The sequence below is a fragment of the Rhizobium sp. FG113 genome (genome assembly GCF_057809895.1).
This window is the reverse complement of sequence record NZ_JBMDKV010000002.1, coordinates 66,415-92,529: the sequence shown is the minus strand read 5'-3', so window position 1 is coordinate 92,529 and position 26,115 is coordinate 66,415. Positions and strand designations below refer to the sequence as shown.

General features: G+C 62.5%; 27 protein-coding genes and 1 tRNA gene. 15 read left to right on the top strand and 13 right to left on the bottom strand.

Translation table 11 applies throughout. The annotated features are described in order from the left end of the window. Positions 1–10: 10 nt before the first annotated feature. On the bottom strand, positions 11–205 hold the full coding sequence (locus ACODTZ_RS07490) for a hypothetical protein (RefSeq protein WP_018899167.1): 195 nt from the start codon (positions 203–205) through the stop codon (positions 11–13). 523 nt (positions 206–728) lie between these two features. Next, positions 729–1,370: a dihydrofolate reductase family protein gene (locus tag ACODTZ_RS07485; RefSeq protein ID WP_489024949.1), complete on the bottom strand. Its 642-nt coding sequence runs from the start codon at positions 1,368–1,370 to the stop codon at positions 729–731. Positions 1,371–1,487: 117 nt separating this feature from the next. On the opposite strand from ACODTZ_RS07485, the gene ACODTZ_RS07480 reads away from it, so the two are divergent. Together ACODTZ_RS07480 and ACODTZ_RS07475 are read left to right on the top strand one after the other, a co-directional pair. Beyond that, complete coding sequence (locus ACODTZ_RS07480; protein WP_018899165.1) at positions 1,488–1,832, top strand: ArsR/SmtB family transcription factor; 345 nt, start codon at positions 1,488–1,490, stop codon at positions 1,830–1,832. A 5-nt stretch (positions 1,833–1,837) separates the two neighbouring features. Beyond that, entirely contained in the window at positions 1,838–2,338 is a 501-nt protein-coding gene (locus tag ACODTZ_RS07475; RefSeq protein WP_018899164.1) for an SRPBCC family protein, read from the top strand. Between the two features lie 6 nt (positions 2,339–2,344). Here ACODTZ_RS07475 and ACODTZ_RS07470 read toward each other — a convergent pair whose 3' ends face one another. The 4 genes from ACODTZ_RS07470 to ACODTZ_RS07455 all read right to left on the bottom strand — a co-directional run bounded on the left by ACODTZ_RS07470 (position 2,345) and on the right by ACODTZ_RS07455 (position 8,796). Beyond that, on the bottom strand, positions 2,345–5,272 hold the full coding sequence (locus ACODTZ_RS07470) for an aminotransferase (RefSeq protein ID WP_489024946.1): 2,928 nt from the start codon (positions 5,270–5,272) through the stop codon (positions 2,345–2,347). Between the two features lie 150 nt (positions 5,273–5,422). Beyond that, positions 5,423–6,307: a formyltetrahydrofolate deformylase gene (gene purU, locus ACODTZ_RS07465; protein WP_113197233.1), complete on the bottom strand. Its 885-nt coding sequence runs from the start codon at positions 6,305–6,307 to the stop codon at positions 5,423–5,425. A 154-nt stretch (positions 6,308–6,461) separates the two neighbouring features. Continuing rightward, positions 6,462–7,730 (bottom strand): hypothetical protein, encoded by a 1,269-nt coding sequence (locus tag ACODTZ_RS07460; RefSeq protein WP_489024944.1) that lies wholly within the window; start codon positions 7,728–7,730, stop codon positions 6,462–6,464. Between the two features lie 4 nt (positions 7,731–7,734). After that, positions 7,735–8,796: a glycoside hydrolase family 5 protein gene (locus ACODTZ_RS07455; RefSeq protein WP_489024942.1), complete on the bottom strand. Its 1,062-nt coding sequence runs from the start codon at positions 8,794–8,796 to the stop codon at positions 7,735–7,737. A gap of 133 nt (positions 8,797–8,929) precedes the next feature. Between ACODTZ_RS07455 and ACODTZ_RS07450 the strand changes: the two genes are divergently transcribed. The 4 genes from ACODTZ_RS07450 (at position 8,930) to ACODTZ_RS07435 (ending at position 12,461) form a co-directional block, all read left to right on the top strand. After that, the gene (locus tag ACODTZ_RS07450; RefSeq protein ID WP_489024940.1) at positions 8,930–10,657 is read left to right on the top strand and encodes a GumC family protein; all 1,728 of its coding nucleotides are present in this window, start codon (positions 8,930–8,932) and stop codon (positions 10,655–10,657) included. 115 nt (positions 10,658–10,772) lie between these two features. Next, entirely contained in the window at positions 10,773–11,114 is a 342-nt protein-coding gene (locus ACODTZ_RS07445) for a hypothetical protein (RefSeq protein WP_047506624.1), read from the top strand. Positions 11,115–11,251: 137 nt separating this feature from the next. Further along, positions 11,252–11,839, top strand: coding sequence for a sigma-70 family RNA polymerase sigma factor (locus ACODTZ_RS07440; RefSeq protein ID WP_489024938.1), 588 nt, complete (start codon positions 11,252–11,254; stop codon positions 11,837–11,839). Continuing rightward, on the top strand, positions 11,823–12,461 hold the full coding sequence (locus ACODTZ_RS07435; protein ID WP_489024936.1) for an NrsF family protein: 639 nt from the start codon (positions 11,823–11,825) through the stop codon (positions 12,459–12,461). The genes ACODTZ_RS07440 and ACODTZ_RS07435 overlap by 17 nt, the downstream gene beginning before the upstream one ends. A 43-nt stretch (positions 12,462–12,504) precedes the next feature. Here ACODTZ_RS07435 and ACODTZ_RS07430 read toward each other — a convergent pair whose 3' ends face one another. Further along, positions 12,505–12,720, bottom strand: a complete 216-nt coding sequence (locus ACODTZ_RS07430; protein WP_047506619.1) for a hypothetical protein — start codon at positions 12,718–12,720, stop codon at positions 12,505–12,507. 245 nt (positions 12,721–12,965) lie between these two features. On the opposite strand from ACODTZ_RS07430, the gene ACODTZ_RS07425 reads away from it, so the two are divergent. After that, on the top strand, positions 12,966–13,277 hold the full coding sequence (locus ACODTZ_RS07425; RefSeq protein WP_162724729.1) for a hypothetical protein: 312 nt from the start codon (positions 12,966–12,968) through the stop codon (positions 13,275–13,277). A 176-nt stretch (positions 13,278–13,453) separates the two neighbouring features. Here the strand turns inward: ACODTZ_RS07425 and ACODTZ_RS07420 are convergent. Further along, a tRNA-Leu gene (locus ACODTZ_RS07420) sits at positions 13,454–13,540 on the bottom strand. Between the two features lie 184 nt (positions 13,541–13,724). Between ACODTZ_RS07420 and ACODTZ_RS07415 the strand changes: the two genes are divergently transcribed. Beyond that, positions 13,725–14,183, top strand: a complete 459-nt coding sequence (locus tag ACODTZ_RS07415; protein WP_489025447.1) for a BA14K family protein — start codon at positions 13,725–13,727, stop codon at positions 14,181–14,183. Between the two features lie 30 nt (positions 14,184–14,213). Here the strand turns inward: ACODTZ_RS07415 and ACODTZ_RS07410 are convergent, their stop codons facing one another. Then, a complete protein-coding gene (locus tag ACODTZ_RS07410) occupies positions 14,214–14,510 on the bottom strand; it encodes an Rdx family protein (RefSeq protein ID WP_489024934.1) in 297 nt (98 codons plus the stop codon). A 138-nt stretch (positions 14,511–14,648) separates the two neighbouring features. Here ACODTZ_RS07410 and ACODTZ_RS07405 point away from each other — a divergent pair, with 138 nt between their 5' ends. After that, the gene (locus ACODTZ_RS07405) at positions 14,649–15,386 is read left to right on the top strand and encodes a type 1 glutamine amidotransferase (RefSeq protein ID WP_489024933.1); all 738 of its coding nucleotides are present in this window, start codon (positions 14,649–14,651) and stop codon (positions 15,384–15,386) included. Between the two features lie 51 nt (positions 15,387–15,437). Here the strand turns inward: ACODTZ_RS07405 and ACODTZ_RS07400 are convergent, their stop codons facing one another. From ACODTZ_RS07400 to ACODTZ_RS07385, 4 genes are all read right to left on the bottom strand, one after another. Then, on the bottom strand, positions 15,438–16,712 hold the full coding sequence (locus ACODTZ_RS07400) for a Gfo/Idh/MocA family protein (RefSeq protein ID WP_489024931.1): 1,275 nt from the start codon (positions 16,710–16,712) through the stop codon (positions 15,438–15,440). A gap of 49 nt (positions 16,713–16,761) precedes the next feature. Beyond that, positions 16,762–17,589 (bottom strand): sugar phosphate isomerase/epimerase family protein, encoded by an 828-nt coding sequence (locus tag ACODTZ_RS07395; RefSeq protein WP_489024930.1) that lies wholly within the window; start codon positions 17,587–17,589, stop codon positions 16,762–16,764. 77 nt (positions 17,590–17,666) lie between these two features. Continuing rightward, a complete protein-coding gene (locus ACODTZ_RS07390; protein ID WP_113197245.1) occupies positions 17,667–18,815 on the bottom strand; it encodes a Gfo/Idh/MocA family protein in 1,149 nt (382 codons plus the stop codon). A gap of 135 nt (positions 18,816–18,950) precedes the next feature. Continuing rightward, a complete protein-coding gene (locus ACODTZ_RS07385; protein WP_477928647.1) occupies positions 18,951–19,619 on the bottom strand; it encodes a TetR family transcriptional regulator in 669 nt (222 codons plus the stop codon). A 201-nt stretch (positions 19,620–19,820) separates the two neighbouring features. Between ACODTZ_RS07385 and ACODTZ_RS07380 the strand changes: the two genes are divergently transcribed. From ACODTZ_RS07380 to ACODTZ_RS07355, 6 genes are all read left to right on the top strand, one after another. Continuing rightward, on the top strand, positions 19,821–21,107 hold the full coding sequence (locus tag ACODTZ_RS07380) for an ABC transporter substrate-binding protein (protein WP_018899145.1): 1,287 nt from the start codon (positions 19,821–19,823) through the stop codon (positions 21,105–21,107). 5 nt (positions 21,108–21,112) lie between these two features. Further along, complete coding sequence (locus ACODTZ_RS07375; RefSeq protein ID WP_026283119.1) at positions 21,113–22,075, top strand: carbohydrate ABC transporter permease; 963 nt, start codon at positions 21,113–21,115, stop codon at positions 22,073–22,075. After that, positions 22,068–22,952, top strand: coding sequence for a carbohydrate ABC transporter permease (locus tag ACODTZ_RS07370; protein ID WP_018899143.1), 885 nt, complete (start codon positions 22,068–22,070; stop codon positions 22,950–22,952). Before ACODTZ_RS07375 ends, ACODTZ_RS07370 begins: the two co-directional genes overlap by 8 nt. 37 nt (positions 22,953–22,989) lie before the next feature. Continuing rightward, positions 22,990–24,063 carry a Gfo/Idh/MocA family protein gene (locus ACODTZ_RS07365; RefSeq protein ID WP_489024927.1) on the top strand — a complete coding sequence of 358 codons (1,074 nt, stop codon included), beginning with the start codon at positions 22,990–22,992 and terminating at the stop codon, positions 24,061–24,063. 25 nt (positions 24,064–24,088) lie between these two features. Beyond that, complete coding sequence (locus ACODTZ_RS07360; protein ID WP_489024925.1) at positions 24,089–25,168, top strand: ABC transporter ATP-binding protein; 1,080 nt, start codon at positions 24,089–24,091, stop codon at positions 25,166–25,168. A 77-nt stretch (positions 25,169–25,245) separates the two neighbouring features. Further along, entirely contained in the window at positions 25,246–26,115 is an 870-nt protein-coding gene (locus ACODTZ_RS07355) for a phosphotransferase (RefSeq protein ID WP_489024924.1), read from the top strand.

Below are 26,115 nucleotides of genomic sequence, written 5' to 3'. Positions count from 1 at the left end.
AACCATGCCCTCAGGCATGGATGGGTTTGGGATGACGGCGGGTCATCAGATCGTGGATCGCGTGCTTGACCTCGGCCGGCGAGCTGAAGTGCTGCTCGTCGAGATCGTGGACGTGATACTTCACGGCGATGAATTTCAGCCGGTTTTCATCCGGAATGACGATGCCAACGGGCACGCCTGCGTATTCGATAACTTCTTTTTTCATGCATAGAACTCCTGCCGCGCGGAGTGCGTCGGCGATGGCGAATTGACTTGTCTTTTACCGTTTAAGGGGGGACGAAGGTCACATTCGACAGTTCGGGCGGGAGAGAGCGCCCGGACGGTCATTGCCAAGCACCGGGCGCATCAGGAGCGTGGCAAGAATTTCAAAGTCGTTCATGTCTCATTCCTTTCTTCTGCGTCGTGCTTGCTTCGGGCCCCGGGGCATGCCGGGACCGGCGGTTGGCGTTCCGTATAATCTACTTTATTTGTAGAGAATACATAACGAACTGTCGGAAACATATTCCGAAACGTGTCAAAATGTCGGCGATTAGGAAAATATCATTCCGCCAAACCCGAATTCACGAGAAGACCATTAGCAGGTCTTTGTGCACTTGGTATGACGATACGGAACTCTCCGTCGCTCGCAGCCAGAGATAGGGAGTGCGTCTGATTCCGGCAATGGGGCTTTTGATTAAAAGTCTGTAAGCCTCGAAATGACCGAAATGGTTAATGCCCGCAGGCGGCGATTAACGCTTGAAAGTCAGGTGGATCGTGCCGCTGGGCGCGGTTTCGGATTTGACCGTGTAGCCCGCTTCGAGGCCACGCAAGTCATCCCACAGGCGGATGCCGCGACCCAAAAGGATCGGCGTGATCGCGACATGAAGCTGATCGACGAGACCGGCTTTCAGGAAATCGCGCGCGACCGTAGGTCCGCCGCCGACGCGTACATCCTTGCCGTTGGCGGCCTTCGTCGCCTGCGCCAGCGCATCGACGGGATCAGCGCTGAGAAAGTGGAAGGTCGTGCCGCCGGACATCTCGATCGACGGGCGCTGCTTATGCGTGAGGACAAAGACCGGGCAACCGAAGGGCGGCTCGTCGCCCCACCATCCGCGCCAGTCCGGATCATCGGGAAAATTGTGCAGGCCGAACATGCCGGCACCCATGATCTCGGCGCCTATATTCTCGAAATAGGCCCGCGCATAGTCATCGTCGAGGCCGGTGGTGCCGCTGCCGCTTGTGTCCTTGAACACGCGCTCGCGGAAGGTCCGCGTGGCCATGTAAGCGCCCACGAGCCGTGGCCAGTCCTCGCCGAACGGGACTTCTGGCGTCTGGTCGGTCGTCGTGGCAAAACCATCCAGCGAGATCATGAGATCGATACGGACTGCCATCGTGCTATCCTCCTCACAGGTTAAATACTAAGGTCACTGCCTTTGTATCAGATCAAATTACTAAGGCAAGTACCTTTCTAATATTGACCCGCAACCCGGCCTGTCGTAAAAAACGACATGCCCTATCATTCGACCCCGCTCGACCTCGCCTTTCACGCTCTCAGCGACCCCACACGCCGCGCCGTCGTCTCGCGGCTCGCCGAGGGCGAGGTATCGGTCAGCATCCTGGCGGAGCCCTTCGACATGGCCCTGCCCTCCTTCGTCCAGCATCTGAAGGTGCTTGAAGATTGCGGGCTCATCGCCAGCGAGAAGCGCGGTCGCAGCCGCTGGTGCCGCCTGGTGCAGGCGCGCTTCGACGAGGCAGCGGACTGGATGGCATCCGAGCGGCTGCGCTGGAGCCAGCGGCTGGATCGTCTGGAGACTTATCTCGACAATACGCAAGACGAAGTGGGAGGAGATTGAAGCATATGGCAGATCCGTTTGACAGCTGGTCGCTGGACCGCGAAATCGTGCTGGTGAAGGTCATCAATCATCCCCGCCACCGGGTCTTCGCGGCCTGGATGGACCCCAATGCCTTGGCGCAATGGTATGGCCCCACAGGGCTTGCGATCGAGAGCATCGAAGCCGATATCCGCGAAGGCGGCGTGTGGCGGTTCGATATGGTGGGCATGTTCGAAGGCCGGGAGCAGCGTTTCCCCAATCTCATGCGCTTTCTTGAGATCGTGCCCAACGAGCGGATCGTCATGGACTACGGCACGCCCGACCCCGAGGACCCCGATCGCTTTCGGGTGACGGTGACCTTCGACGAGCAGACCGACGGCAAGACGGTGCTGACCATGCGCCAGCTGCATCCGACCCGCGCGCGGCGTCAGTTCGTCATCGGCTTTGGCGCCGTCGAATACGGGCTGCAGACGCTGGACGGTCTGGTAGCCTGGCTGGATGGCCAGGCAGGCGGCGCGGCCGAGTAAGGCCGCTCACCAGCCCTCGGACAGCACCTTTTCCAGCATGTCGGCGAAGAAATCGGCGCTTTCAGCGGCAAGGCAGAGCGGCGGCTTGATCTTCAAGACGTTGAGATGATCGCCGGTCGGCTGCATGATGACGCCGAGCTCGAGCAGGCGCGTGCAGATCGCCGCCGTCTCCTCGGTGGCCGGCTCCAGCGTTTCGCGGTCGCGGACGAACTCGACGCCGAGATAAAGCCCCATGCCATGCACGGCGCCGACCAGCGGGTGGTGATCCATCAGCGCCACCAGCCGGCCCTTCAGCCGATCGCCGATCTCGCGGGCGTTCAGCTGCAGCGCCTCGTCGGCCATGATGTCGAGCACGGTGATACCGACGACGGAGCTGACCGGGCTGCCGCCGGCCGAGGAGAAGAAATAGCCCTCCTTCTCCAGCGAATCGGCGATCGCCCTCGTAGTGATGACGGCGCCGAGCGGGTGGCCGTTGCCCATGCCCTTGGCGACCGTGATGATATCGGGCACCACCTGCTGCTCTTCGAAGCCCCAGAAATGGTGGCCAAGCCGGCCGTAGCCGACCTGCACCTCATCGGCGATGCAGACGCCGCCACGGGCGCGCACCTGGCCATAGACGGCGGCGAGATAGCCATGCGGCAGCGCGATGCCGCCGGCGTTGCCGTAGACCGGTTCGGCGATAAAGCCCGCCAGCCGTTCGCCGCTGGCATCGATCAGTTCCAGCGCGGCAAGGACGCTCTGCAGGTAGTCGCCGGTGGAATCGGGGCCGCGAAACTCGCCGCGATAGGTGTTGGGCGCGGCGACCGGATGGACCCAGTCGGGCCGCGTCGTCAACGCCTGCGGGTTGTCGGCGATCGAGGTGGAGACGGCATCGCTCGCCACCGACCAGCCGTGATAGGCCTCCAAGAGGCTCAGCATGTTGCGCGCGCCAGTGTGGGCCCAGGCAAGCCGCAGCGCCAGATCGTTGGCCTCAGAACCCGAATTGACCAGGAAGACGGTGTCGAGGCCTTCAGGGGCCAGAGCCGCCAGCCGCTCGGAGAGATCGGCGACTGCTGCATAGTGAAAACGCGAATTGGTGTTCAACCGCAGCCATTGTTCGCCGACGGCGTCCGCCAGGCGCGGATGGCCATGGCCGAGGATGGTGACGTTGTTGACCATGTCGAGATAGGCGCGTCCCTCGACATCGAACATGTGCTCCTTCCAGCCGCGCTCGATGCGCGGCGGGGTCTCGTAATAGTGCTTCTGGGCGGCGGCGAAATGAGCCGTGCGCACCGCGAGGATTTCCGCGTCGACAGGCTTCGGCGCCTCGACGCCCTTGCCCAACAAGGCTGCCGGCGATGGGCAGAGCGCCGACCAGGCGAAGACTTCGGCGGGCGTGCAGAAGAGCGGCGGCTCGGCGCCTTTCAGCGTCGAGAGCTGCACGCGCAGGCCACCGAGCGAACCCTGCTCGCCGGAGACCACGCCGATCGCCTGACCAGCTTGGAGCTCGGCGCCATCCTCGACCGAGGGGTCGAGGCCGTCGAGATGAAGGCTGATATCGGCACCCTCGAGCACGAGATGGTGGTTCTGCCAGCTGATGCGGCCCGAGAACGGGGCCGCGATTGGGTTGCCGGCGGCCAGGCAGATATCGGCATGCAGGGCGTAGGTGGCGGACGGCCTGGCGCTCAGCAGGCGCGCACGCGACAATCTGTATTCGCCGTAACGGGTGGCGGCGGCATCGGCCTCGGAAGCGGCGCGGGCAAGCAGGCGCCAGTCCATATCGCCCTGGCCCCAATTGCCGGCGGCGAAGTGCTGGCTTTCGACGCCGAGGTCGACATAGAGCATGTTCTGGAGGTCGAGATCGGGCAGCAGCGGATGCCAATGCTCGGTCGCAACGGCCGGAAGTTCGATGCCCGCCGTCTTCAGGATCGCCGTTTCCATGAGATCGAAGGGAACGGCGATGGCGGTATCGAAGATGCGCTGCTCAAGCACGAGGTTGGCGCGGACATATTCGTTTTCGGGATCGATGGAGATTTGCTGCTCGCTGCTCGCCACCAGGATGACGGCGCGGGCGACGACCAGTGGCCAGAGCGCCCTGAGCTCCTCTTCCTTGAGCGGATAGACCTCGTGATAGGCCTTGACGGCGGGCAGCACGAAGAGGGGGTCGCCATCGGCCTGGTGCAGCAGGGAGGCGCAGGTGACGGCGAGATCGCCGACCAGCCAGCCACGGATGATATCGCCGAAATCGATGACGCCATCGGGAATGAGACGGCCTTTTTCGTCGCGGCGGCTGACGACATTGTCGCCGGTGACGTCGTGATGGACGGCCTGCAGGCGCAGCGCCGGCGCGAAGGGCTGCACGCGACGGACGGCGGCGACCATGTTCTTGGCGATACGGTCGCGCGCGGCGCCATCGGTGATCGCCGACAAGAGCTGGACGGCGACCGGACCGGCGCGGCGCAGGTCCCATTGCAGGTTGCGGTCTAGGCCCGGATGATCGAAATCGGCCAGGGACCGGGCGAGATTGGCGCAGAGCGCGCCGAGCGCCGCCACGGATTGTTTGGGGAGATGGGAGGGCTTGGTCAGCCCCTCGCCTTCGAGATATTCGAGCAGGCGGACCTGATAGGTCTGGTCGCGGACGACGACGGCGACGATGTCCTGGCCATCGGTGGAGGCGACCACACGGGGCACGCGCGGCGCGCCCTCGATGCCCGCGAGATGACGGATCGCGGCATTCTGCGCCTCGAGCTCGATCGTCTCGTAGATCATGTGGCAGATCTTCAGGACGTATCGCTGCTCGCCTGTATCGACGCGGTAGTTGCGGTCCTGCTGGCTTCCGAGTTCGCTGAGCTGGCCCGACAGACCGTAACGCGACTGCAGGATGTCTCCGGCTTCCTCTGCCGTCACATCCGGACGCGGAAGCTCGAGACGCTGAGCGAGCGTTTCATCGGTCATGGCATTCCCCCACCGCACGATTCGATCCTGCACAATAAGCAGATAATCGACAGCTTGCTATCGGCAAGCAAGGGATCGGGCGTCATCACTAGGAATTACCGGCCTAGCAATTGCAGGCCTGGGAATTAACGGACGCCCGATACCAAGGGTTTAGCCCATGCGCTCAGAGGCATAGCTGCCCGGGCTTGCCGGGAAGACCACGGTGCGGTTGCCGTTCAGGAACACGCGGTGGTGGATGTGGGCGTGGATGGCGCGGGCGAGAACCTGGCTCTCGACATCGCGGCCGATCGAGACGTAATCGTCGGCCGACTGCGCATGGGTGATGCGCGCCGTGTCCTGCTCGATAATCGGGCCTTCGTCGAGGTCGGCGGTGACGTAATGCGCGGTGGCGCCGATCAGCTTCACGCCACGCTCGTAGGCCTGCTTGTAGGGGTTGGCGCCCTTGAACGACGGCAGGAAGGAGTGGTGGATGTTGATGATGCGGCCGGACATCTTCTTGCACATGGCATCGGAGAGCACCTGCATGTAGCGGGCGAGCACGACGAGCTCGGTGCCAGTCGATTCGACGATCTGCATGATCTGCGCTTCGGCCTCGGGCTTGTTTTCCTTCGTCACCTTGATGTGGTGAAAAGGGATGTCGTGATTGACGACGACCTTCTGATAATCGAAGTGGTTGGAGACGACGCCGACGATATCGATCGGCAGCGCGCCGATCTTCCAGCGGTAAAGCAGGTCGTTCAGGCAATGGCCGAAGCGCGAGACCATCAAGAGCACCTTCATGCGCTGATCGCCGTCGTGGATTTCCGCGGTCATCTCGAACTTCTCGGCGATCGGCTGGAAGCCTTCGCGGATGGCCGCCAGCGTCGCGCCCTCTTCGGAGATGAAGCTGACGCGGGTGAAGAACATGCCGGTGGAGAGATCGTCGAACTGCGAGCTATCGATGATGTTGCAGCCCTTGTCGGCCAGATAGGTCGAAATCGCCGCCACGATGCCGCGTGTCGATTTGCAGGCTACCGTCAGTACATATTGCGTCATGCGTCATATTCCTTGTTCAAGCGTCGGCCCTCTGGCATCGGCTGTGGAGCCTGCTTAGATCAAAGCGCCATGGCCGATCAAGCACGACGCTCACGCCGCTGCACCAAGTTTATCGAGAAGAGCGGCCTCAATGGCCGGCACATCCCATCGACCGTCAGCTTACGGCGTTTCCTATCGGAGTCCGTTCACTTTGCGTCGTGGAACCGCGAATCCCCGCCGTGGCCTTGGTGCCCTCGTTGAATTTGAGGAAGCCGACGAGAAGCCAGCCGAGGCCCGCGGTCTTCATGGAAAAGATCGCGGTCGAGCCGATCATCAGGTTCAGGAACATGAAGAGCGACAGGGAATGGCAGAGCCGCTTCTGGTTCGGTGTCTGGCCGGCCGGATAGAAGGAGACGAAGAGCCAGAAGAGGATGAGGCCGAAAATGGTAGCGCCGTAGGTGATGTAGACGTAGCCGCTGTCGACGAAGGTGGTGGCCTTGTCGAGCTCAAGCCCCATCGTTGCCGGCAGATCCATGGCGATGATGTTTCTGATCGTGCCGCTGATGCGGCCGACGAAGTCGTCGTCATGGGCGTTCGGCTTGAAGGCGTGAATGATGAAGCCGACCATGACAATGCCCGGCATCATCAGGAAATTGAAGATCTTCGGGATGAAGGGATAGATGACATAGCCGGCGGCGCTGACGATGGCGAAGATCAGCATGGTGCGGGTATCGTTGGTCACCAGGATGAGCACGATCGTGGTGACGAAGATCAGGCGATCGAACAGCGTGATGCGATTGGCGAAGCTGACGAGATAGATGACCATGACGCCGCAGAAATTGGCGAGCGACACCTGTTCGAGAAAGATCGAGGAGGAGCGGTGGTCGATCAGGCCGAAGGAGAAACGGCCCTCGAAGCCGAGCGCGCCGCGAAACAGGCCGGCGTCGCTATAGGTGGCGGGAGGCACGCCGCGGGTGTTCTGGAAATATTCGGCCGGATGGACCAGTGCCACATAGGCTGGCGTCGAGATGATTTCGCAGACCAGCACGGCGAGAACCGTGATGCAGCAGATCTTGAAGGCGAGCCGCAGCGTTCGCTCGTTGCTCCAGCGGCCGAGCACCGTGAAAGCGAAGATGATCAGGACGTTGCGGAGATGATCGATATAGCCGGCCTTGTTGATGACCATCACATAAACAGTCAGCACGATCGTCGCGAGGAGATAGCCGAGAGGAATGATATCCTCCTCGAATATTCCCTTCTTCAGGATATAGCCGAAGCTATAGGCGAGGATCAGGATCTCGCTCATCACCACGGCGGTTGGTGTCAGCGGCATGATGTTGTGATTGATGAAGGCAAGGATGGCGTTGTAGGTCACGCCGAGCACGCTGACAGCAAGGATGCTGTAGTCGATCGGCTCCTTAACGGTCGTGCCCTTGCCTGCCATAGCCTCAATCCACCAGCGTCTTGCACTTGGCCTTGTCGGCGGGCGGCGCCTTGATGGCGTTTTCCAGCGCCGTCATCTGCTGGCGATCCTTGCCGTTGCGCGGCTGCACGTTCAGCGTCTCGGTCTCCGGCCACCAGTCGCCAGCCACCCAATAGGTCCAGCCGAGCCAGACATCGGGGTTTGCCTGCATGTGATTGAGCACGCGGCCGAGGCCTGCCACGCAGGCCTTGTCCTGCGATACGCCGAACTCGCCGAGGAAGACGCGCGTGTTGTTCTTCTTCGCCCAGTCGGTCATTGCGGTGACTGCGTTGAGCGCGCTGTCGTTGCCGCTGCATTCGGCGTGCATGCCGGACGAATCCTGATCGAAATACTGATGCACCTCGTAAGCGTAATTCTTGCGCGGATCGCGAACGCCAAGCATGACCGTGCCGTTGGCGCCACCCGGCGCATCCGCCTGCCAGGAATGGGCGCCGGTGAAGCGGGTGCCGGGAACGAGGATCAGATTGTTCGCCCCCGTCGCGCGGACCGTGCGGATCGCCGCATTGGCCGCCTTCAGCCATGCATCGGCGCCGATGTCGTAAGGCTCGTTCATCAGGCCGAAGATCACATCTTCTTGATTGGAGAATTCGATCGCCAGCCGCGCCCAGAATTCCGCGAAGGCGGTATCGGTGACCGGCGGCGTGCCGATCATCACCTTGTCGTAGTGAGCATAGTTATGCGGATCGAGAATGATGGTCAGATGCTGCTTGCGCAAAAGCTCGACCGTGTCCTTCAGCCGCTGCAGCTCGGCTTCGTCGAGTGGCTTGCCGAGTTCGGGCTGCAGGCGCTCCCAGAGGAAGGGAAGGCGCACGGTGTTGAAGCCCTTCTTGGCGAAATAGGCGATGGTTTCCTCGGATGGATAGGCATAGGCCTTGAAGACCTCGCCGCCGCGCTCGCCGAATTCGGCACCGGAAAGATTGATGCCCTGCAGGCACGTGCCCTGCGCGCTGGCGCCACCGGCCTGGAGCAAGATCGTTGCCAGGACGGCCGCCGCGAGGCGCCGCCGGGGGGAAGATTTGTCGCTCATTTGATACCGCTTCCGGGTTCGGCTGGTCGTTGGTGTCATTGCTTGTCCCGGCATCTTAACGGTCCGTTAGCTAAGGATTTCTAAAGTCGAGCCCACGTCGCCAGTATTTTAGAGGCGAGCAACGAGCGCGCGCATGAACCAGTTTGACAGGAACAAGGTTGGCCGGCTGCCACAATGGCGCAGCTATGAGCCGCCGAACACCGAGGCCAACCGGACCGGCACGCCCGGACCGGTGCTGCGCCCGTCCGACTTCGTGCCCGCCAAGCCCACCCCTGCCTCGCTGATCACCGACGCCGCCCCTCAAGACACGCAACCGCAGAGCCGATCGAGACCGGTACCGCCACCAGCCGCCGCCGAGCCCGCGCGGACGACCGAGCGCGACGACCCGATCCAGCCGAGCGCCGACGCTGCGCCTCGATCCGCCAACACCGTCGCACGCGAGGCGGCACCAGCGCCCCTTACGACGCCAGTGACTGAGCCTGTCGCCGCACCCGTGATCGCGCCCGCTGTCGCCCGCGCAGAGCCGGGCGGACCGCTGCTCGACACCCGCTCGGCGATCCAGGCGATCTGGAACAAGCGGCTCCTCATTCTCGGCCTCTCCGTGCTCGGCGCGGTTGCCGGCGCCGTCGTGCTGCCGATGTCGACGCAGAAATTCACGGCCAACACGACGCTCTATTTCGACCCGCGCCAGATCGGCCTCAACGATCCCAGCACGCAGGCCTCAGGCCCCTCGCCCGAGATGATCTCGGCGATGATCGACAGCCAGGTGCAGATCCTGAGCTCAGGCAACGTGATGCGCCGTGTCGCCGATGCGATGAAGCTCGACCAGGATCCGGAATTCAACGCCGGCCGGGCCGACAGTGCCGCCGTCATCAGCGCGCTGCAGAAGGCGCTCGTCATCACCCGCCAGAGCTCCACCTATGTGGTCTCCATGGACGTCACCACGAAGAACGCCGAGAAATCCGCGCGGCTCGCCAACCAGGTCGTGGCCTCCTTCCTGCAGGAAGAAGACGGCGCAAGCTCAGGCCTCTACCAGGATACCTCGACCACGCTCGACAACCGCCTGACCGACCTTCGCCAGAAGGTGCAGGAGGCCGAGCAGGCGGTGGAGACCTACCGCGCCGACAACGACATGGCCTCGACGCAGAACGGATTGATCTCCGACCAGCGCCTGGCCTCACTCAACACGCTGCTGGTGACCGCGCAGGACAAGACGATCCAGGCCAAGGCGCGCGCGGACGCGGCGGCCAACTTGCGCTTCGAGGACGTGGTCGGCGGCACATCGCAGGGTGGCGGCGTTTCGACGGCGCTTGCAACGCTGCGCCAGCAGTATTCGACGCAGGCCGCCATGGTGAGCAGCCTTGAGAGCCAGATGGGCACACGCCATCCGCGCCTGCAGGCGGCGCGCTCGTCGCTCAAAAGCATTTCCGACCAGATCCGTGGCGAGCTGCAGCGGCTGGCGAGCACGGCGCAGGGCGAATACCAGCAGGCGAAGAAGGCCGAGGACGCCGTCTCCAAGGAGCTGTCGGTTCAAAAGGCGCTGCAGGTCAACACCTCCGACAAGCAGGTCGAGCTCAACGAATTGCAGCGCAAGGCGACCGCCGCGCGTGATATCTACGAGACCGTGCTCAAGCGCTCCGGCCAGACCAGCGAGGAGCAGAGCCTGTCGCGCAGCAATGTGCGGGTGATCTCGCAGGCCGAGCCGCCGCTGAAGGCCAACGGGCCGGGCAAGACGGCGCTGCTGATTGCCGGCGTCATCGGCGGGTTCTTCGCCGGCTTCCTCCTCGGCGCGGGCTTTGCCATCCTCGCGAGCCTGTTCGCTCATCCGACGTTTCGCGGCTATTTCCGCAAGCCGGCCTAGGCTCGCATGAGGTCACGTTTGCGGGAGCGGCGCGTGCTTCCGCTTGATGCGCTGGAGTGGCGTGCTTACATCGAGCGCATTGATAGAGAGACCGGCAAACGGCCGGAGGGAATTGATGCGGCTTGGCAATTTCGAAAAAATCGTTCTCGTGGCGCTGACGCTTTCGAGCGGCGTTCTACCCGCGCCGGCGTTTTCGACCGACTGGGGCCGCGCCGGCCAGGGGCGGGTGCAATCGGCCTATCCCTATGCCAACCTGCCCGGCGTCAAGGCGCCTACTGACCCTTCGCTGGAGCCTAAACTGACCTGCCGCACCGAGACGCAATTTGTGCGCCGGCGCTACGACGAGATCTTCCGCTCCGGCGGCATGCCGATGACTGTTTATGTGTGTGATCGAGACGGCGTGATTTCCACCGGCAGCCAGGTTCCTTTGCGCGGCCATTACCAGCCCGTCCGCTGATCGGCTCTTTCCCTTCCTCACGGAATTCGATACTCGTCGCCGACGCTTTTTTAAGCGATGCGGCCTTGCGAGGTCGGCGAAATATTTCCAAGGTCCGGTAACAATTGCATGTGCCCGTTCGTAGAGGATGATGTCGGGTGAAGTATTCGGCGCGTGAAGAGGAATGGGCAGCCTGGATGCGCCGCGCGCTTGATGGCGACGCGCAGGCCTATCAGCGCTTTCTTCTGGCGGTAACGCCGCATCTGCGCGCCATGGCGCGACGGCGTTGCGAGCAGTTCGGCGCGCCCGCAAGCGAGGCGGAAGACGTGGTGCAGGAAGTGTTGCTTGCGGTGCACCTGAAGCGCGGCACCTGGGATCCGGTACGCCCGATCGGCCCGTGGCTGTCGGCCATCGTGCGCAACAAGCTGATCGACAGCCTGCGCCGGCGCGGACGGCACGTGAGCGTGCCGATCGAGGATGTGATGGAAACGGTCGCAAGCGACGATGAGGCAGCCGATGCAATGGATCGGCTCGATGCCATCCACCTGCTGGAACGACTGAAGGATCCGCAGCGCGACATCGTTCGCTCGATCTCGATCGGTGGCGCGGGGATTAGGGAAACGGCGGAGCGGTTGAAGATGAGCGAGGGTGCGGTGCGCGTTTCGCTGCATCGGGCGCTTAAGAAACTTGCCGGCTTTTATCGCGGCGAGACGGACGATCGGAGTGGACGTGTTGAAGACGAATGAGCTGATCAGCCTGCTGGCCGAGGATACGCCCGTGCGGATGCGGCTGGGGCGCGCGCTGAAGACAGCGCTTGTTGCGGGCATCGTCGTTTCGGCGCTGATCCTGGTATTCGCGATCGGCATCCGCCACGACATTGCAAGCATGATGGGGACCACCCGCGTGCTCTTCAAGGTGAGTCTGATGCTGGTGCTCGCCATTCTCGCATCGACGATCGTGTTTCGCATCGGTCGCCCTGACGTTCCCGTCAGCGCCGCGTCATGGGCGCTTCTGGCGCCGACAGGCCTGCTTGCGGCCGCCGTCCTGATCGAGCTCCAGGTGCTGCCGCGAGAGCTTTGGGAACCGCAGATGATGGGACACAATGCGGCTTACTGCCTGATGCTCATCCCGCTTCTGTCGATCGCGCCGCTTCTAGGTTTCATCCTGGCGCTGCGCGCCGGTGCGCCGCGACGGCCGGCGCTTGCGGGTGCCGCGGCCGGGCTTGCCGCCAGCGCGATCGCTTCCGCGCTCTATGCCTGGCATTGCATCGACGACAGCCCGCTCTTCGTCGCCACCTGGTACACGATCGCGATTGCGCTCGTGACCGCCATCGGCGCCGCCCTCGGCCGTCGTTATCTCAGATGGTGATGATCAAACGGCGGCCTGAACGGCCACCCTGCACGCGGGATCGCTAGCCGCCATTGGCGACATCGCCATCGACCGCCTGCTGCTGCGTCGCCTTTGGACCGACCGGCTGCACCACGTCGTCGATCCGATGCCTGGTGCCGTAGCTCATGACGGCGCAGGCAATGATGACGGCCATGAGCAGACAGGCGAGCACGCCCGTCAGATCAACCCTCAGCGTGATGCGGCGGCCATTGTCGGAAGAAGACGTCACGTTCGTCATGCAGCACCCGGTCCCTCGAATACTATCGATGAATATCGTCGCCTCCCAGCGGAGTGACCTAAGCATCATTCGAAGAGGATGGAAAGAGATTGGGGCTTATCTAAGGGACCAATCGCGCGATAATACTTGGCAGAGTTGCATGAAAACATGGCTACGCGGGCAGGCATGGAAATAGGCGCGTCGGCACTTGCGATGAGGCAGTAACGAATGGCCCCACGTACACGCTATGCGCTTGAATGGAGCATATGAGCAAGTTAAAGCGGTATGGCTATGTAAACATCGGGATACTCAGAGCCATGTTCTTCACTCGCATTGGAAAAATTGTCGCCCACCTCATTTTCTGGTTTGGCCTCATCCGCGTTTCGGCGGCATTATTGATTGCCTTCAACACCCCTGACATGGAAACGAATGCGGCATTTTCGCGCCGCTATCTGGGAACGGCGACGACTGGCGAGGCTCTTTCCGGCAACGTTTTCCTATATATCTTCGCAGCAATCATTCTCGGCGTCGTCTGCGAGATCAGCGCGAGGCACGCAAACGTCGGCGCTAATGTGTGAGGAGCATTTTTTGCTGACTTAGGGTGTATCAGGGATATTCCCAGGCGTCATTTGGAAGGCGCTTTGCGCAAAACAAGACAAGCCCCGTGAGGGCTTCCGGTGAACCGGAAAGCGTATCGAAGATACTTGCTAAGTCTTGAAATAATTGAGAAATCTAGGTTTCTCAAAAATGGGAATGGTGCCCAGAAGAGGACTCGAACCTCCACACCCTTTCGGGTACCAGCACCTGAAGCTGGCGCGTCTACCAATTCCGCCATCTGGGCGACGGAGAGCCATGTACGGGGGTGGCCCGTTGGTGTCAACAGGGTTTTTGAAGTTTTTCTGACACCACGCAAAAAAGTCTAGGGTCAAGGCCGGGAAAGGTGGGTTTTTGGGCGTTCGGGGATTTCGGGCGGTGCCAAGAAAGCTTGGACGCACTATATGTCATTCAAGGAAAAGGATGGTGCGATGCGCGTTTTTCAGAAATTTCCGGTTGTTGTGATTCTATCCGTGATGCCGTTCAGCCAGGTTTCGGCCATGCCGATGGCGGCTGCTCCCGAAACTATCGGCAATCGCGATATCATCCGCGTGCAGACCATGTGCGATTTTCGCGGCTGCTTCACCTTCGGCAAGACGCAGTCCTTCACGCCATCTTACGTGCAGCCGAATTACCGGCCGCCGACCGCGACGGGACCGACCTATTACCGCCCGCGCGAAATGGGCCCGGCGCCGCAATACTACAACCCGCAGCCGCCGACGCGCTATAGGCCGTCGCAGCCACAGACGCGAACGGCACGGCCGAATACGCCCGATCGCAACTTCCATGTCGATTGGTGCCGCAACCAGTATCGCAGCTACAATCCTAGGACGGATCGCTTCGTGACCTATGAGGGGATCTACAAGACCTGCAACTCGCCTTACGACTAGGCACGAGCGAGCTGAGTGTGCCGGAGCTGCTTAGTTTTCCTTCGACGCCCGGTCGGTGTGGCCGAGGTCGCGATCGGGGTCGATGATATCGCGGATGCGCTGCTTCAGTTCCTTGGGGCCGGGAAAGCCACCGTCGCGCTTGCGCTCCCAGATAAGCTCATCATCGACGCGGATCTCGAAATTGCCGCCGGTGCCTGGGATCAGCGCCACTTCGCTGAGACTGTCGGTGAAGGTCTGCAGCAGTTCCTGCGCCATCCAGCCGGCGCGCAGCAGCCAGTTGCACTGGGTGCAGTAGAGGATGGTCACGCGGGCTTTTTTCTCGGTCATGAGGGCTTTCCGTCGGGCTTCGGGCATGTTGTTCCAGTTCCGCCGAGCTTACGAAGTGGCCGGGTGGCGCGCAACGGATATTGCAATGCGTGATGGCTTGGTGTTCTTCCTCAATCTGCAGCAAGACAGGAGATGCCGATGCGGGTTGCCATCATCGAGAACATGAAGAACACGCCGCTGGGTTCGCTCGGCATCGCGCTTGCCGAAGCCAATGCCACGCTCGACATCTACCAGCCCTATCTCGACGGCCGCCTGCCGCAGAGCATTTTCGAGCATGACGCGCTTGTCGTGCTTGGCGGGGAGCAGGACGCGCTCGATGATACGAACTACCCCTATCTGCCGGCGCTGGCGCGGCTGATGCAGCGCTTTTGCGAGGCGGGCAAGGCGGTGATGGGCATCTGCCTGGGATCGCAGATCCTGGCGCGCGCCTATGGCGCGGAAAACCATCTTGGACGGCAGCTGGAGTTCGGCTGGAAACCCGTCGAGATGACGGAGGAGGGCAAGACCGATCCACTGCTTTCCGGTCTCGATGTCGATTTCACCACCTTCGAGTGGCACAGCGATACGTTCACGTTGCCTCAGGGCGCCTGCCTGCTGGCGACGAGCCCGCTTGTGCGCAACCAGGCCTTCCGGCTTGGCCGCGCGACCTATGGCACCCAGTTTCATTTCGAGGCCAGCCGCGCGGTGGTCGAGGGGTGGAAAACGGGCTTCGAGGCAACGATCGAGCGCATGGAGCCCGGCTGGCTGAAGCGTCACCCCGATCTCGCTCCCGTGGATGGCGCTGCGGCCGACGCCAGTGGCCTTGCGATCGCGCGCAACTGGGTTGCGATGATCGAGGTTGCGACCGCGAAAGAACCGGTCGCCGTCAGCGCCTGAGGAGACGCGAGCGCCGGCAACGATCCGCCGGCCTTCGTCAACTGGCTCGCATCAACCCGCCTTCAGGCCCGGGCTCGCATCACCGCCCGTGAGCTCCGGCATCAGATCGGCGATCTTGACCACCTTGCCGCTGCGCGCACTCGACAGCGCAGCAATCCCCGTCAGCACCGACATGGCGCCGGCGCGGGTGCCGGCGCGCTGGCCGAGGCGGTCCTCCATGCCGGGCTTGAAGATCATGTTGCGCATGCGGTCGTCGCCGCCATAGTGGCCGCCGGAAAAATGCGGCACGACGATGCGCTCGACCGGCTCCCTGCCCTTCGGAAAGTTGCGGATCAGGAGGATCGTATCCTCATCCGGCGTTTCCCATGGCTGCTTTTCGAACTGGCGCAGCTCGATCCGCCCCTCGGTGCCGTTGAAGGCGATGTGGTGGCCTTCGATCGGCTGGAAGGTGTTCAGCGAATAGGAGACGTGGACGTTGTTCCTGTAGCGCAGGCTGACGACCATGGTGTCGGGGATATCGATATCCTCGCGATAGACGCAGCCATCGCGGAAATAGCCGTCGATCTCGGAGGGGTCTTCATAGAGCGCATCGAGGAAGGGATCGGCCTCGAGATCGAGGTAATAATCGCATTCCCCGGTGTGCGGACAGAGCTTGCAGCGCGGGCCGCGAAACGGGCCCTTGCGGCCGTAGTTCTGCAGGTCGGCAAACGAGGTGACGGCCTCGGGGTCGCTGTCGAGATACCAGTTCAACAGATCGAAGTGGTGGGTCGCCTTGTGGACGAAAAGGCTGCCGGAATTTTCCGTATAGGCGTGCCAGCGGCGGAAATAATCGGCGCCGTGCTTGGTGTCGAGGTACCAGTGAAAATCGACGGAGGTGACGCGGCCGATCTCGCCTGAGGAGAGCAGCTCCTTGATCCTGGCTGCCGTCGGCGCGTAGCGGTAGTTGAAGGAGACGTCGACGCGCTTGCCGCTGCGCTTTTCGGCATCGAGGATGCGGCGGATCTTGTCGACGGCTGTGGTCATCGGCTTTTCGGTGATGACGTCGATGCCGGCTTCGAGCGCGCGCACGACGATGTCGTCATGCGTGTAATCGGGCGTGCAGACGATGACCATGTCGACGTCATGCTCGGCGAGCATGGCGTCGATGTTCTCATAGATGGGAGCGTTGCTGCCGATCATGGTGCGGGCGCGTTCGGCGCGCAGCGAATTGGTATCGACGATCGCCACCAGATCCACATGCTCGCGCCAGCCGGCCAGCAATTCCTTGCCCCACATGGTCGTTCCGCGATTTCCGGTGCCTATCAGTGCGAAGCGGCGTTTCTCCATCGAATGATCCTCCTCATGCGTGCGGAAACGAATGTGTTGTTTTGCCAAATCAGATCCGGCAGCAGTCGTGGAAGCGCTCGACGCAGGTGCGGATCACCTCGTCGGCCGGGCGTTTCCACCAGTTCTCCGCCGAGAATATCTCGACTTCCTGCGCGCCATGAAAACCTGATACCTCCACCATCCGTCTTATGCCCTTCAGGTCGATGACGCCATCGCCCATCATGCCGCGGTCGGTCAGCATGTCCCGTGTCGGGACCAGCCAATCGCAGATGTGATGCGCGAGAATGCGCTTCAGCTGACCCGCGCGGGCGATCTGGCGCGCCAGATCGGGGTCCCACCAGACATGGTAGACGTCGATCGCAACGCCCACCCCCTCGCCCAGCGCCTCGCACATGTCGAGCGCCTGGCCGAGCGTGTTCACGCAGGAGCGGTCGGCGGCGTACATGGGATGCAGCGGCTCGATCGCCAGCGGCACGCCGCTCGCGCGGGCATGCGGCAGCGTGGCGGCGATGCCGTCCGCCACCATGTTGCGCGCTTCATCGATATTCTTCGAGCCGCCGGCGAGCCCGCCAACCACGAGCACGAGGCAATCGGCGCCCAGAGCGGCCGCCTCATCGACGGCGCGCTTGTTGTCGTCGATCGCGGATTGGCGGTCCGCCGCTGTGGCTGCCGGAAAGAAACCACCGCGGCAAAGGCCGGTGAGCTTGATGCCGTTTTGGCGGACGATGCGCACCGCCTCGTCTAGCCCCACCTTGGCGACCTGATCGCGCCAGGGCGCGATCGAGGTGATGCCGTGCTTCAGGCAGAGATCGACCGCTTCGGCGAAGCCACATTGCTCGCGTATGGTCGCGAGGTTGATGGAGAGATCGTCTACCATGTTTGCCAGGCCCCGCTTTCGTGCGGGGCAACAGGCGCGATCACCATGGGTACATAGCGCGCTATATCAGGCATGACTCAGAACTCCAGCGCAGGCACATCGAGCCAGCGGCGCTCGGCCCAAGATTTCAGCCCGAGTTCGGCGAGCTGCACGCCCTTGGCGCCTGCTTCCAGACCGTAAGGCCAGGGCGCGTCCTCGGCGACATGGCGCAGGAACATCTCCCACTGCGCCTTGAAGCCATTGTCGAAGGCCTGCGTGTCCGGCACCTCGTCCCAGGTCTTGTAGAAATCGATGGTCTGCGGCTGGTCGGGGTTCCAGACGGGTTTGGGCGTGTTGACGCGGTGCTGGGTCCAGCATTTCGTCAGCCCTGCGACGGCCGAACCGTGGGTGCCGTCGACCTGGAAAGTGACGAGATCGTCGCGGCGCACGCGCACCGCCCAGGACGAATTGATATGGGCGATCGCCCCGCCTTCGAGCTCGAAAGTGGCATAGGCGGCGTCATCGGTGTCGCAATGATAGGGCTTGCCCTGTTCGTCGACGCGGGTGCCGATATGGGTGGCGCCGAGGCAGGAGACCGATTTGACCTCGCCGAAGAGATTGTCGAGCACGTAGCGCCAGTGGCAGAGCATATCGAGGATGATGCCGCCGCCATCGGCCTTGCGGTAATTCCAGGACGGGCGCTGCGCCGGCACGCCCCAATCACCCTCGAAGACCCAGTAACCGAACTCGCCGCGCACGGAGAGGATCTTGCCGAAGAAGCCGCTATCGCGCAAAAGCGCCAGCTTGCGCAGGCCGGGCAGAAAGAGCTTGTCCTGCACGACGCCATGCTTGAGCCCCGAGCCGCGCGCCTTGCGGGCGAGCGCGATGGCGACTTCGAGATCATCCGAGATCGGCTTTTCGCAATAGACGTGCTTGCCGGCGTCGAGCGCCCGCGACAAAAGCTCGGCGCGCATCAGCGTGGTGCCGGCATCGAAGAATATCTGGTCGTCGGGATTTTTGAGCGCCGCGTCGAGATCGGTCGACCAGCGCTTGATGCCGTGGCGCTTTGCCAGCTCCTCCATCTTGGCGGCGTTGCGGCCGACGATGATGGGGTCGATCTCGAGCTTTTCGCCGGATTTCAGCGTCAGGCCACCCTGATCGCGGATCGCCAGTATCGAGCGGACGAGGTGCTGATTGTAGCCCATGCGGCCCGTTACGCCGTGCAGAATTATTCCTAGACGTGCCATGTCTGCCTCCCTGCAAAACTGCGTTGCAATGCCGGACGCGCGATGCCGCGCGGCTCCTCCCGGCCAGTAACCAAACAGTTACTTGATGGCAGAGGAGAAGCGGCGCTGTCAATAGCCGGGGCTAAATTTCAGCGATCAGGCTTTGATCGAGGCAAGCGTGACGTGAACGATATGGCGTTCCCAGGCGTCGAGATTCCCGGAATCGGCAAGGTCGCGGCCGAAGATCGTCGAGAGCGTGTACTGGTTGGAAATGTAGAAATAGCCGAGCGAGGCGATGGTCAGATAGACGTTCAGCGGATCGGCGGCATCGATGAAGACGCCCGTCTTCTTGCCGCGATCGAGCACCTCGGTCAGTTCGACGATCAGGTGCGAATGAAGCTCCTTCAGTCGCACCGACTGCCGCAGCCAGCGGGCGCGGTGCAGGTTTTCTGTGCCGAGCAGGCTCAGGAATTCAGGATGCCTGAGGAAATAGCGCCAGGTGAAGAGCGCGAGCTCTGCGATCCCCTCCTCCGGGCTGCGGTCGCCGATATGCAGCTCACGCTCGGCGGTGCGGATGCCGACATAGGCTTCCTCGAGCACATGCAGATAGAGCTGCTCCTTGTCGCCGAAGTAGTGATAGAGCATGCGCTTGTTGGTGCCGGCGCGCTCGGCGATGGCATCGACACGGGCGCCGCCCATGCCGTTTTCAGCAAATTCCCGGGTCGCGGCTTCGAGAATGGCGGCACGCGTTCGCTCGGGATCGCGCTGCAAAACGCGCTCTTGCGAACGCCGCTTGGCCGGTTTCTTCTCTCCGCTGCCATCCATCCCTACTACCCTTTCCTTTGAACCTCGCGCTCATAGTTGTTTATGAACAGATTGTAAAAAACCAAGCCTGACGATCCCGCCGCCACATGTCGCTTGACAGTCCCGGTGCTTCTTCATAGCTTGTAACCAAATAGTTATTTGTTGCAAGAGAAACCAGCCGGGAGCGTGTGGAGGCGCTCCCCAAGGGAGGAGGAAAAACAGATGACGTTTCGTGTGAGCAGACGCAATTTCGTTGCGGGAGGGGCCACGCTTCTTTCGCTGTCCGCACTGGGGCCAGGGGCTTTTGCCGCCGATGCCCGGTTGCGGCTCTTGTGGTGGGGTTCGCAGCCGCGCGCCGACCGCACCAACAAGGTTTCGGATCTCTACAAGGCCAAGAATTCAGGCACGTCGATAACAGGCGAGTTCCTGGGCTGGAGCGATTACTGGCCGCGTCTGGCAACGCAGGTCGCCGGCCGCAACGCGCCCGACGTGATCCAGATGGATTACCGCTATATCGTCGAATATGCGCGGCGCGGCGCGCTCGCCCCGCTCGAATCCTACATGCCGTCGAAGCTTAATCTCGACGATTTCGATCCGGCGCAGATCGAGGGCGGCAAGGTCGACGGCCATCTTTACGGCGTCAGCCTCGGCGCCAACTCGGCGGCAACCGTCGTCAACACGGTGGCGCTGCAGGAAGCCGGCGTCGAGATGCCGACCAATAAGACCACCTGGGAAGAGCTCGGCAAGATGGGCGCCGAAATCACCAAGGCCGGCAAGCGCAAGGGCTTCTTCGGCTTTGCCGACGGCAGCGGCGCGGAACCGCTGTTCGAAAACTACGTGCGGCAGCGCGGCAAGGCGCTCTACACGGCGGATTCGAAGATCGCCTTCGGCGCCGACGACGCATCCGAGTGGTTCGACATGTGGGCCAAGTTCCGCGAGGCGCAAGCCTGCGTGCCGCCCGATGTGCAGGCGCTCTACAAGGACACGATCGACACCGCGCCGCTGACGCTCGGCAAGGCCGCGATCGACTATGCGCACAGCAACCAGTTCGTCGGCTTCCAGGCCGTGGTCAAGGACAAGCTGACGCTCAACAACTACCCGCTGATCAAGGCGGATTCGAAGGGCGGCCATTATCGCAAGCCGTCGATGTTCTTCTCGGTCTCGGCGCAGTCCAAGGCGCTCGAACAGGCCGTCGACTACGTCAACTTCTTCGTCAAGGATCCAGAAGCCGCCAAGGTGCTCGATGTCGAGCGCGGTATCCCGGAATCCAAGGCGATGCGTGATGTCGTGGCCGGCATGCTCGACGATGTCGGCAAGATCCCGCTGAACTATGTGGCCAATCTCGGCGATCTCGCCGGGCCGCTGCCGCCACCGCCGCCTTCAGGCGCCGGCGAAGGCCAGACCGTTCTGCGCCAGCTTGCCGAGCAGGTCGCCTTCGGCCAGGTCACGCCAGCCGATGCCGGCAAACAGCTTGTCGACGAGATCACGCGCCTTCTCGCGCGGGGTTGACCGACATGAGCAATGCGATGCGCGCGACGGCCGACCGGGCCGCGACGGCGGAGCAATATCAGGGAGTGGTCGCCGACAGCCGTTGGCGACGCCTCCTTGCCGCCAACGGACCTGGATATCTCTTTCTTCTTCCATGGCTGCTCGGCTTCCTAGGGCTGACGCTCGGGCCGGCGCTGGTGTCGCTCTACCTGTCGTTCACGGATTTCGACATGATCCGCTCGCCTGAGTGGGTGGGTGCGGCGAACTATGTGCGCATCACCACCGCGGACCCGAAGTTCGCGGCGGCGATGAAGGTGACGCTGACCTATGTCGTGCTGTCGGTTCCGTTCAAGCTGATCTTCGCGCTTCTGGTGGCGATGGCGCTGAACAAGGGGGTGCGGGGGCTGACTTTCTACCGCGCCGTCTTCTACCTGCCATCGCTGCTCGGCGGCAGCGTGGCGATCGCCGTGCTCTGGCGGCAGCTCTTTGCCGGTGACGGCCTGGTCAACGCCGCGCTCTCGCATATCGGCATCCAGGGCCCGAGCTGGATCTCGCATCCGAGCTACTCGATCTACACGCTTGTGGCGCTCAGCGTCTGGCAGTTCGGCTCGCCGATGATCATCTTCCTCGCTGGACTCCGCCAGATCCCGACCGACATGTACGAGGCGGCCAGCCTCGACGGGGCCTCGAAGTTCCGGCAGTTCTACAAGATCACCCTGCCGCTGCTGACACCCGTCATCTTCTTCAACGCCGTGGTGCAGACGATCGACGCCTTCAAGGCGTTCACGCCGGCCTTCATCATCTCCGGCGGGTCGGGCGGGCCGATCAATTCGACGCTGTTCTACACGCTCTATCTCTATCAGGAGGCGTTCGGGAACTTCCGCATGGGCTACGCTTCCGCTCTTGCATGGATCCTGGTGCTGATCATCGCCGTGTTCACCGCCTTCTCGTTCCTGTCCTCACGCTACTGGGTGCATTACGATGACTAACGGGATCACATCCGCGGTCGCCGCGCCGCCATCCGACATTACCAAGCGCAGCCTGCCGGCCTCGATCGTCGTTCACACGCTGCTGATCATGGCCTCGCTGCTGATGCTCTATCCGCTCTTGTGGATGGTGTCGGCCTCGGTGCGGCCGGAAAACGAGATCTTCTCGTCGACCTCGCTCATCCCGTCGTCGATCGATTTCACATCCTATGTGCGCGGCTGGAGCGGGCTCGACATCACCTTCGGGCGGTTCTTCTGGAATTCGCTGGTGATTTCGCTTCTGACGGTGACCGGCAATGTGGTGGCCTGTTCGCTTGCCGCCTATGCCTTCGCGCGGCTGCGCTTTGCCGGGAGGAACTTCTGGTTCGCGATCATGCTCGGCACGCTGATGATCCCCTATCACGTGACGCTGATCCCGCAATATGTGCTGTTTCTCAACCTCGGCTGGGTGAACACCATCCTGCCGCTGGTCGTGCCGAAGTTTCTCGCCAGCGACGCCTTCTTCATCTTCCTGATGGTGCAGTTCTTCCGCGGCATTCCGCGCGAGCTCGACGAGGCGGCGATGATGGACGGCTGCAGCGCCTGGCGGATCTACTGGAAGATCATGCTACCGCTCTCGCTGCCGGTGCTGGCGACGGCGGCGATCTTCTCCTTCATCTGGACCTGGGACGACTTCTTCGGGCCGCTGATCTACCTCAACGACATGGACACCTACACAATCCAGCTCGGCCTGCGCACATTCGTCGATTCGAGCAGCACATCGGACTGGGGCGGGCTGTTCGCCATGTCGACGCTAACGCTGGTGCCGGTGTTCTTCTTCTTCCTGTTCTTCCAGCGGCTGCTGATCGACGGCATCGCCACGACGGGCATGAAGCGTTGAGACCGGCCGCGATGAACATGCCAAAGAGACGTACCCCATGAGCATAAAGAGAGTTGCGATCATCGGCTGCGGCATCGGCCGCTCGCATATCGTCGAGGGCTACCTGCCGCATCCCGACAAGTTCGAGGTAGCCCTTCTCTGCGACCTCAACGAAGCTAGGCTTGCCGAGGTGGCAGACGAGTTCGGCATTGCCGGACGCACCACGTCGTTTGCCGAGGTTCTTGCCGACGAGAGCATCGACATCGTCGACATCTGCACGCCGCCGGGCATCCATCTCGAGCAGGTGGTGGCGGCCCTTCAGGCGGGCAAGCACGTGATCTGCGAGAAGCCGCTCACCGGATCGCTATCAGGCGTCGACGAGATCATGCGCGTCGAAAAGACCGCCAGGGGCGTGCTGATGCCGATCTTCCAGTATCGCTACGGCGACGGCGTGGAGAAGGCGAAGCGGATCATCGAAGCTGGGATCGCGGGCAAGCCCTATATGGGCTCGGTCGAGACCTTCTGGCTGCGCACGCCCGCCTATTACGCCGTGCCCTGGCGCGGCAAGTGGGCAACCGAGCTCGGCGGCGTGCTGGTGACGCATGCGCTGCACCTGCACGACATGCTGCTGCATCTGATGGGCCCGGCTAAGCGCGTCTTCGGCCGCGTCGCGACCCGCGTCAACGACATCGAGGTCGAGGACTGCGCCTCGGCGAGCCTGCAAATGGAAAACGGCGCCTTCGTCTCGCTCTCCTGCACGCTCGGCTCGCAGCAGGAAATCAGCCGGCTGAGGCTGCATTTCGAGAACGTCACCTTCGAGAGCAACCACGAGGCCTATTCGCCCGGCAAGGACCCATGGACGATCCTTGCCGCCAATGACGAGGTGCAGCGCCGGATCGACGCCGTGATCGGCGACTGGCAGCCGGTGGCGCCGCGCTTCACCACGCAGATGGCGCATTTTCACGCCCATCTCGAAGGTAACGGCCCGCTGCCCGTCAGCACCCAGGATGCGCGGCGGGCGCTGGAGCTGGTGACCGCCATCTATCAATCGTCGGACAGCGGCCAGGACATCGCCCTGCCGGTTGGACCCGACAGCCCGAAATACGCCGACTGGCGCGCAAGAACCCGGTAACGGACCAGATAAGGAAACCCTGGATATGGCAACAAGCGTCGTTCTTCAGAAGGTCGAGAAACGCTATGGCGCGCTTGACGTCATCCACGGCATCGATCTGGCGATCGATCCAGGCGAATTCGTCGTCTTCGTCGGACCGTCCGGCTGCGGCAAGTCCACGCTGCTTCGTATGATCGCCGGGCTGGAAGAGATCTCCGGCGGCGCGCTGATGCTCGACAATGAGCGGATGAACGAGGTGGCGCCGGCCAAGCGCGGGATCGCCATGGTGTTCCAGTCCTACGCGCTCTACCCGCACATGTCGGTCTACAAGAACCTCGCCTTCGGGCTGGAGACGGCGGGCTACAAGAAGGCCGACATAGAGCCGAAGGTGCAGCGGGCAGCACAGATCCTGCAGATCGAGAAGCTGTTGCAGCGCAAGCCGAAGGCGCTTTCGGGCGGGCAGAGGCAGCGCGTCGCGATCGGCCGCGCCATCGTGCGCGAGCCGCGCATCTTCCTGTTCGACGAGCCGCTTTCCAATCTCGACGCGGAACTCCGCGTGCAGATGCGCGTGGAGATTTCCCGACTGCACCGCAGCCTGGGGAATACGATGATCTACGTCACCCACGATCAGGTGGAAGCCATGACCATGGCCGACAAGATCGTGGTGTTGAACTCCGGCCGCATCGAGCAGGTGGGCGCGCCGCTCGATCTCTACAACAACCCCGCCAACCGCTTCGTCGCCGGCTTCATCGGCAGCCCGAAGATGAACTTTCTGCAGGGCAAGATCGAAGCAGTCGGCGGCAACGAGACAACGATCAGCGTCTGCGGCAACAGCGTGCGGCTGCCGCGCCGGGTGGCGGCGCAGGCGGGAGAGAGCGTGACCTTCGGCATCCGCCCGGAGCATCTGTCGCTGATCGACAAGGGCGGCATCGCGCTGTCATCCGTCAATATCGACCTTCTGGAAAACCTCGGCGGCGCGACGATGCTCTACACGACGACGCCGGACAAGCAGCAGCTCACGATCGCGCTCGACGGGCAGCAGAAGGTAGAACGCGGAGCCAACGTTACCGCCTATTTCGACCCGGCGCGCTGTCATGTCTTCGACGGCGCGGGCAGCACCATTTAGCCTGGCCATTTACCACGCTTGACAGCACAGCCCGCTCTGGCCAAGATTTCAATAGGATAGGCCGCGAGGGGGACAGCGTGACGCCTGAAGACCGGATACATGCGCTTGGCATATGGAATGGTCCGATCGATATCTCGGCGATCACGGGAGGCATCACCAACCGCAACTATCTGGTCCGCGACGGCACGCTGAAGCGGGTCGTGCGGCTGGGCGACGATATCCCCGTCCACCACATCAGCCGATCGAACGAACTGGCGGCGAGCAAGGCGGCGCATGCGGCGGGGCTCTCGCCTGCGGTGATCCACCACGCGCCGGGCGTGCTGGTGCTCGATTATATCGAGTCAAAAGCCCTGACGCCGGAGGATTTGCGCGACGCCGGGACGCTGGAGCGCGTGATCCCGCTGGTGCGCGCCTGCCATCACGATATCGCACGCGAATTTCGCGGCACGGCTACGATCTTCTGGGTGTTTCACGTGGTGCGCGACTATATCGCGACGCTCAATGCCGCCGGCAGTTCCTATAGCCCGCTATTTTCCGATCTTCTGATCAAGGCGGAGCGGCTGGAGCAGGCGGCTGGGCCGTTCGAGATCGCCTTCGGCCATAACGACATGCTAGCCGCCAATTTTCTCGACGACGGCAAAAGGCTCTGGCTGATCGACTGGGACTATGCCGGCTTCAACACCCCGCTCTTCGATCTCGGCGGCCTCGCCTCCAACAACGAATTTTCCGAGGATGCGGAGCGGGCGATGCTGGAGGCCTATTACCAGGCGCCGCTGACGCCGGACCTCTGGCGACGCTACCAGGCGATGAAATGCGCCTCTCTCTTGCGCGAGATGCTGTGGAGCATGGTGTCGGAAATCCACTCGACCATCGACTTCGACTATGCCGCCTATACCGCCGAAAACCGTGCGCGCTTCGAGCGCGCCTATGCCGAACAGGATCAATGA

Coding starts and splice junctions, on each gene's coding strand:
- ACODTZ_RS07395 (WP_489024930.1), bottom strand. CDS start 17,589: ATGGTAGACGATCTCTCCATCAACCTCGCGACCATACGCGAGCAATGT.
- ACODTZ_RS07380 (WP_018899145.1), top strand. CDS start 19,821: ATGACGTTTCGTGTGAGCAGACGCAATTTCGTTGCGGGAGGGGCCACG.
- ACODTZ_RS07460 (WP_489024944.1), bottom strand. CDS start 7,730: ATGGCAGGCAAGGGCACGACCGTTAAGGAGCCGATCGACTACAGCATC.
- ACODTZ_RS07415 (WP_489025447.1), top strand. CDS start 13,725: ATGCGCGTTTTTCAGAAATTTCCGGTTGTTGTGATTCTATCCGTGATG.
- ACODTZ_RS07375 (WP_026283119.1), top strand. CDS start 21,113: ATGAGCAATGCGATGCGCGCGACGGCCGACCGGGCCGCGACGGCGGAG.
- ACODTZ_RS07445 (WP_047506624.1), top strand. CDS start 10,773: ATGCGGCTTGGCAATTTCGAAAAAATCGTTCTCGTGGCGCTGACGCTT.
- ACODTZ_RS07390 (WP_113197245.1), bottom strand. CDS start 18,815: ATGGCACGTCTAGGAATAATTCTGCACGGCGTAACGGGCCGCATGGGC.
- ACODTZ_RS07485 (WP_489024949.1), bottom strand. CDS start 1,370: ATGGCAGTCCGTATCGATCTCATGATCTCGCTGGATGGTTTTGCCACG.
- ACODTZ_RS07450 (WP_489024940.1), top strand. CDS start 8,930: ATGAACCAGTTTGACAGGAACAAGGTTGGCCGGCTGCCACAATGGCGC.
- ACODTZ_RS07405 (WP_489024933.1), top strand. CDS start 14,649: ATGCGGGTTGCCATCATCGAGAACATGAAGAACACGCCGCTGGGTTCG.
- ACODTZ_RS07385 (WP_477928647.1), bottom strand. CDS start 19,619: ATGGATGGCAGCGGAGAGAAGAAACCGGCCAAGCGGCGTTCGCAAGAG.
- ACODTZ_RS07425 (WP_162724729.1), top strand. CDS start 12,966: ATGAGCAAGTTAAAGCGGTATGGCTATGTAAACATCGGGATACTCAGA.
- ACODTZ_RS07430 (WP_047506619.1), bottom strand. CDS start 12,720: ATGACGAACGTGACGTCTTCTTCCGACAATGGCCGCCGCATCACGCTG.
- purU (WP_113197233.1), bottom strand. CDS start 6,307: ATGACGCAATATGTACTGACGGTAGCCTGCAAATCGACACGCGGCATC.
- ACODTZ_RS07470 (WP_489024946.1), bottom strand. CDS start 5,272: ATGACCGATGAAACGCTCGCTCAGCGTCTCGAGCTTCCGCGTCCGGAT.
- ACODTZ_RS07410 (WP_489024934.1), bottom strand. CDS start 14,510: ATGACCGAGAAAAAAGCCCGCGTGACCATCCTCTACTGCACCCAGTGC.
- ACODTZ_RS07475 (WP_018899164.1), top strand. CDS start 1,838: ATGGCAGATCCGTTTGACAGCTGGTCGCTGGACCGCGAAATCGTGCTG.
- ACODTZ_RS07480 (WP_018899165.1), top strand. CDS start 1,488: ATGCCCTATCATTCGACCCCGCTCGACCTCGCCTTTCACGCTCTCAGC.
- ACODTZ_RS07400 (WP_489024931.1), bottom strand. CDS start 16,712: ATGGAGAAACGCCGCTTCGCACTGATAGGCACCGGAAATCGCGGAACG.
- ACODTZ_RS07370 (WP_018899143.1), top strand. CDS start 22,068: ATGACTAACGGGATCACATCCGCGGTCGCCGCGCCGCCATCCGACATT.
- ACODTZ_RS07360 (WP_489024925.1), top strand. CDS start 24,089: ATGGCAACAAGCGTCGTTCTTCAGAAGGTCGAGAAACGCTATGGCGCG.
- ACODTZ_RS07365 (WP_489024927.1), top strand. CDS start 22,990: ATGAGCATAAAGAGAGTTGCGATCATCGGCTGCGGCATCGGCCGCTCG.
- ACODTZ_RS07455 (WP_489024942.1), bottom strand. CDS start 8,796: ATGAGCGACAAATCTTCCCCCCGGCGGCGCCTCGCGGCGGCCGTCCTG.
- ACODTZ_RS07490 (WP_018899167.1), bottom strand. CDS start 205: ATGAAAAAAGAAGTTATCGAATACGCAGGCGTGCCCGTTGGCATCGTC.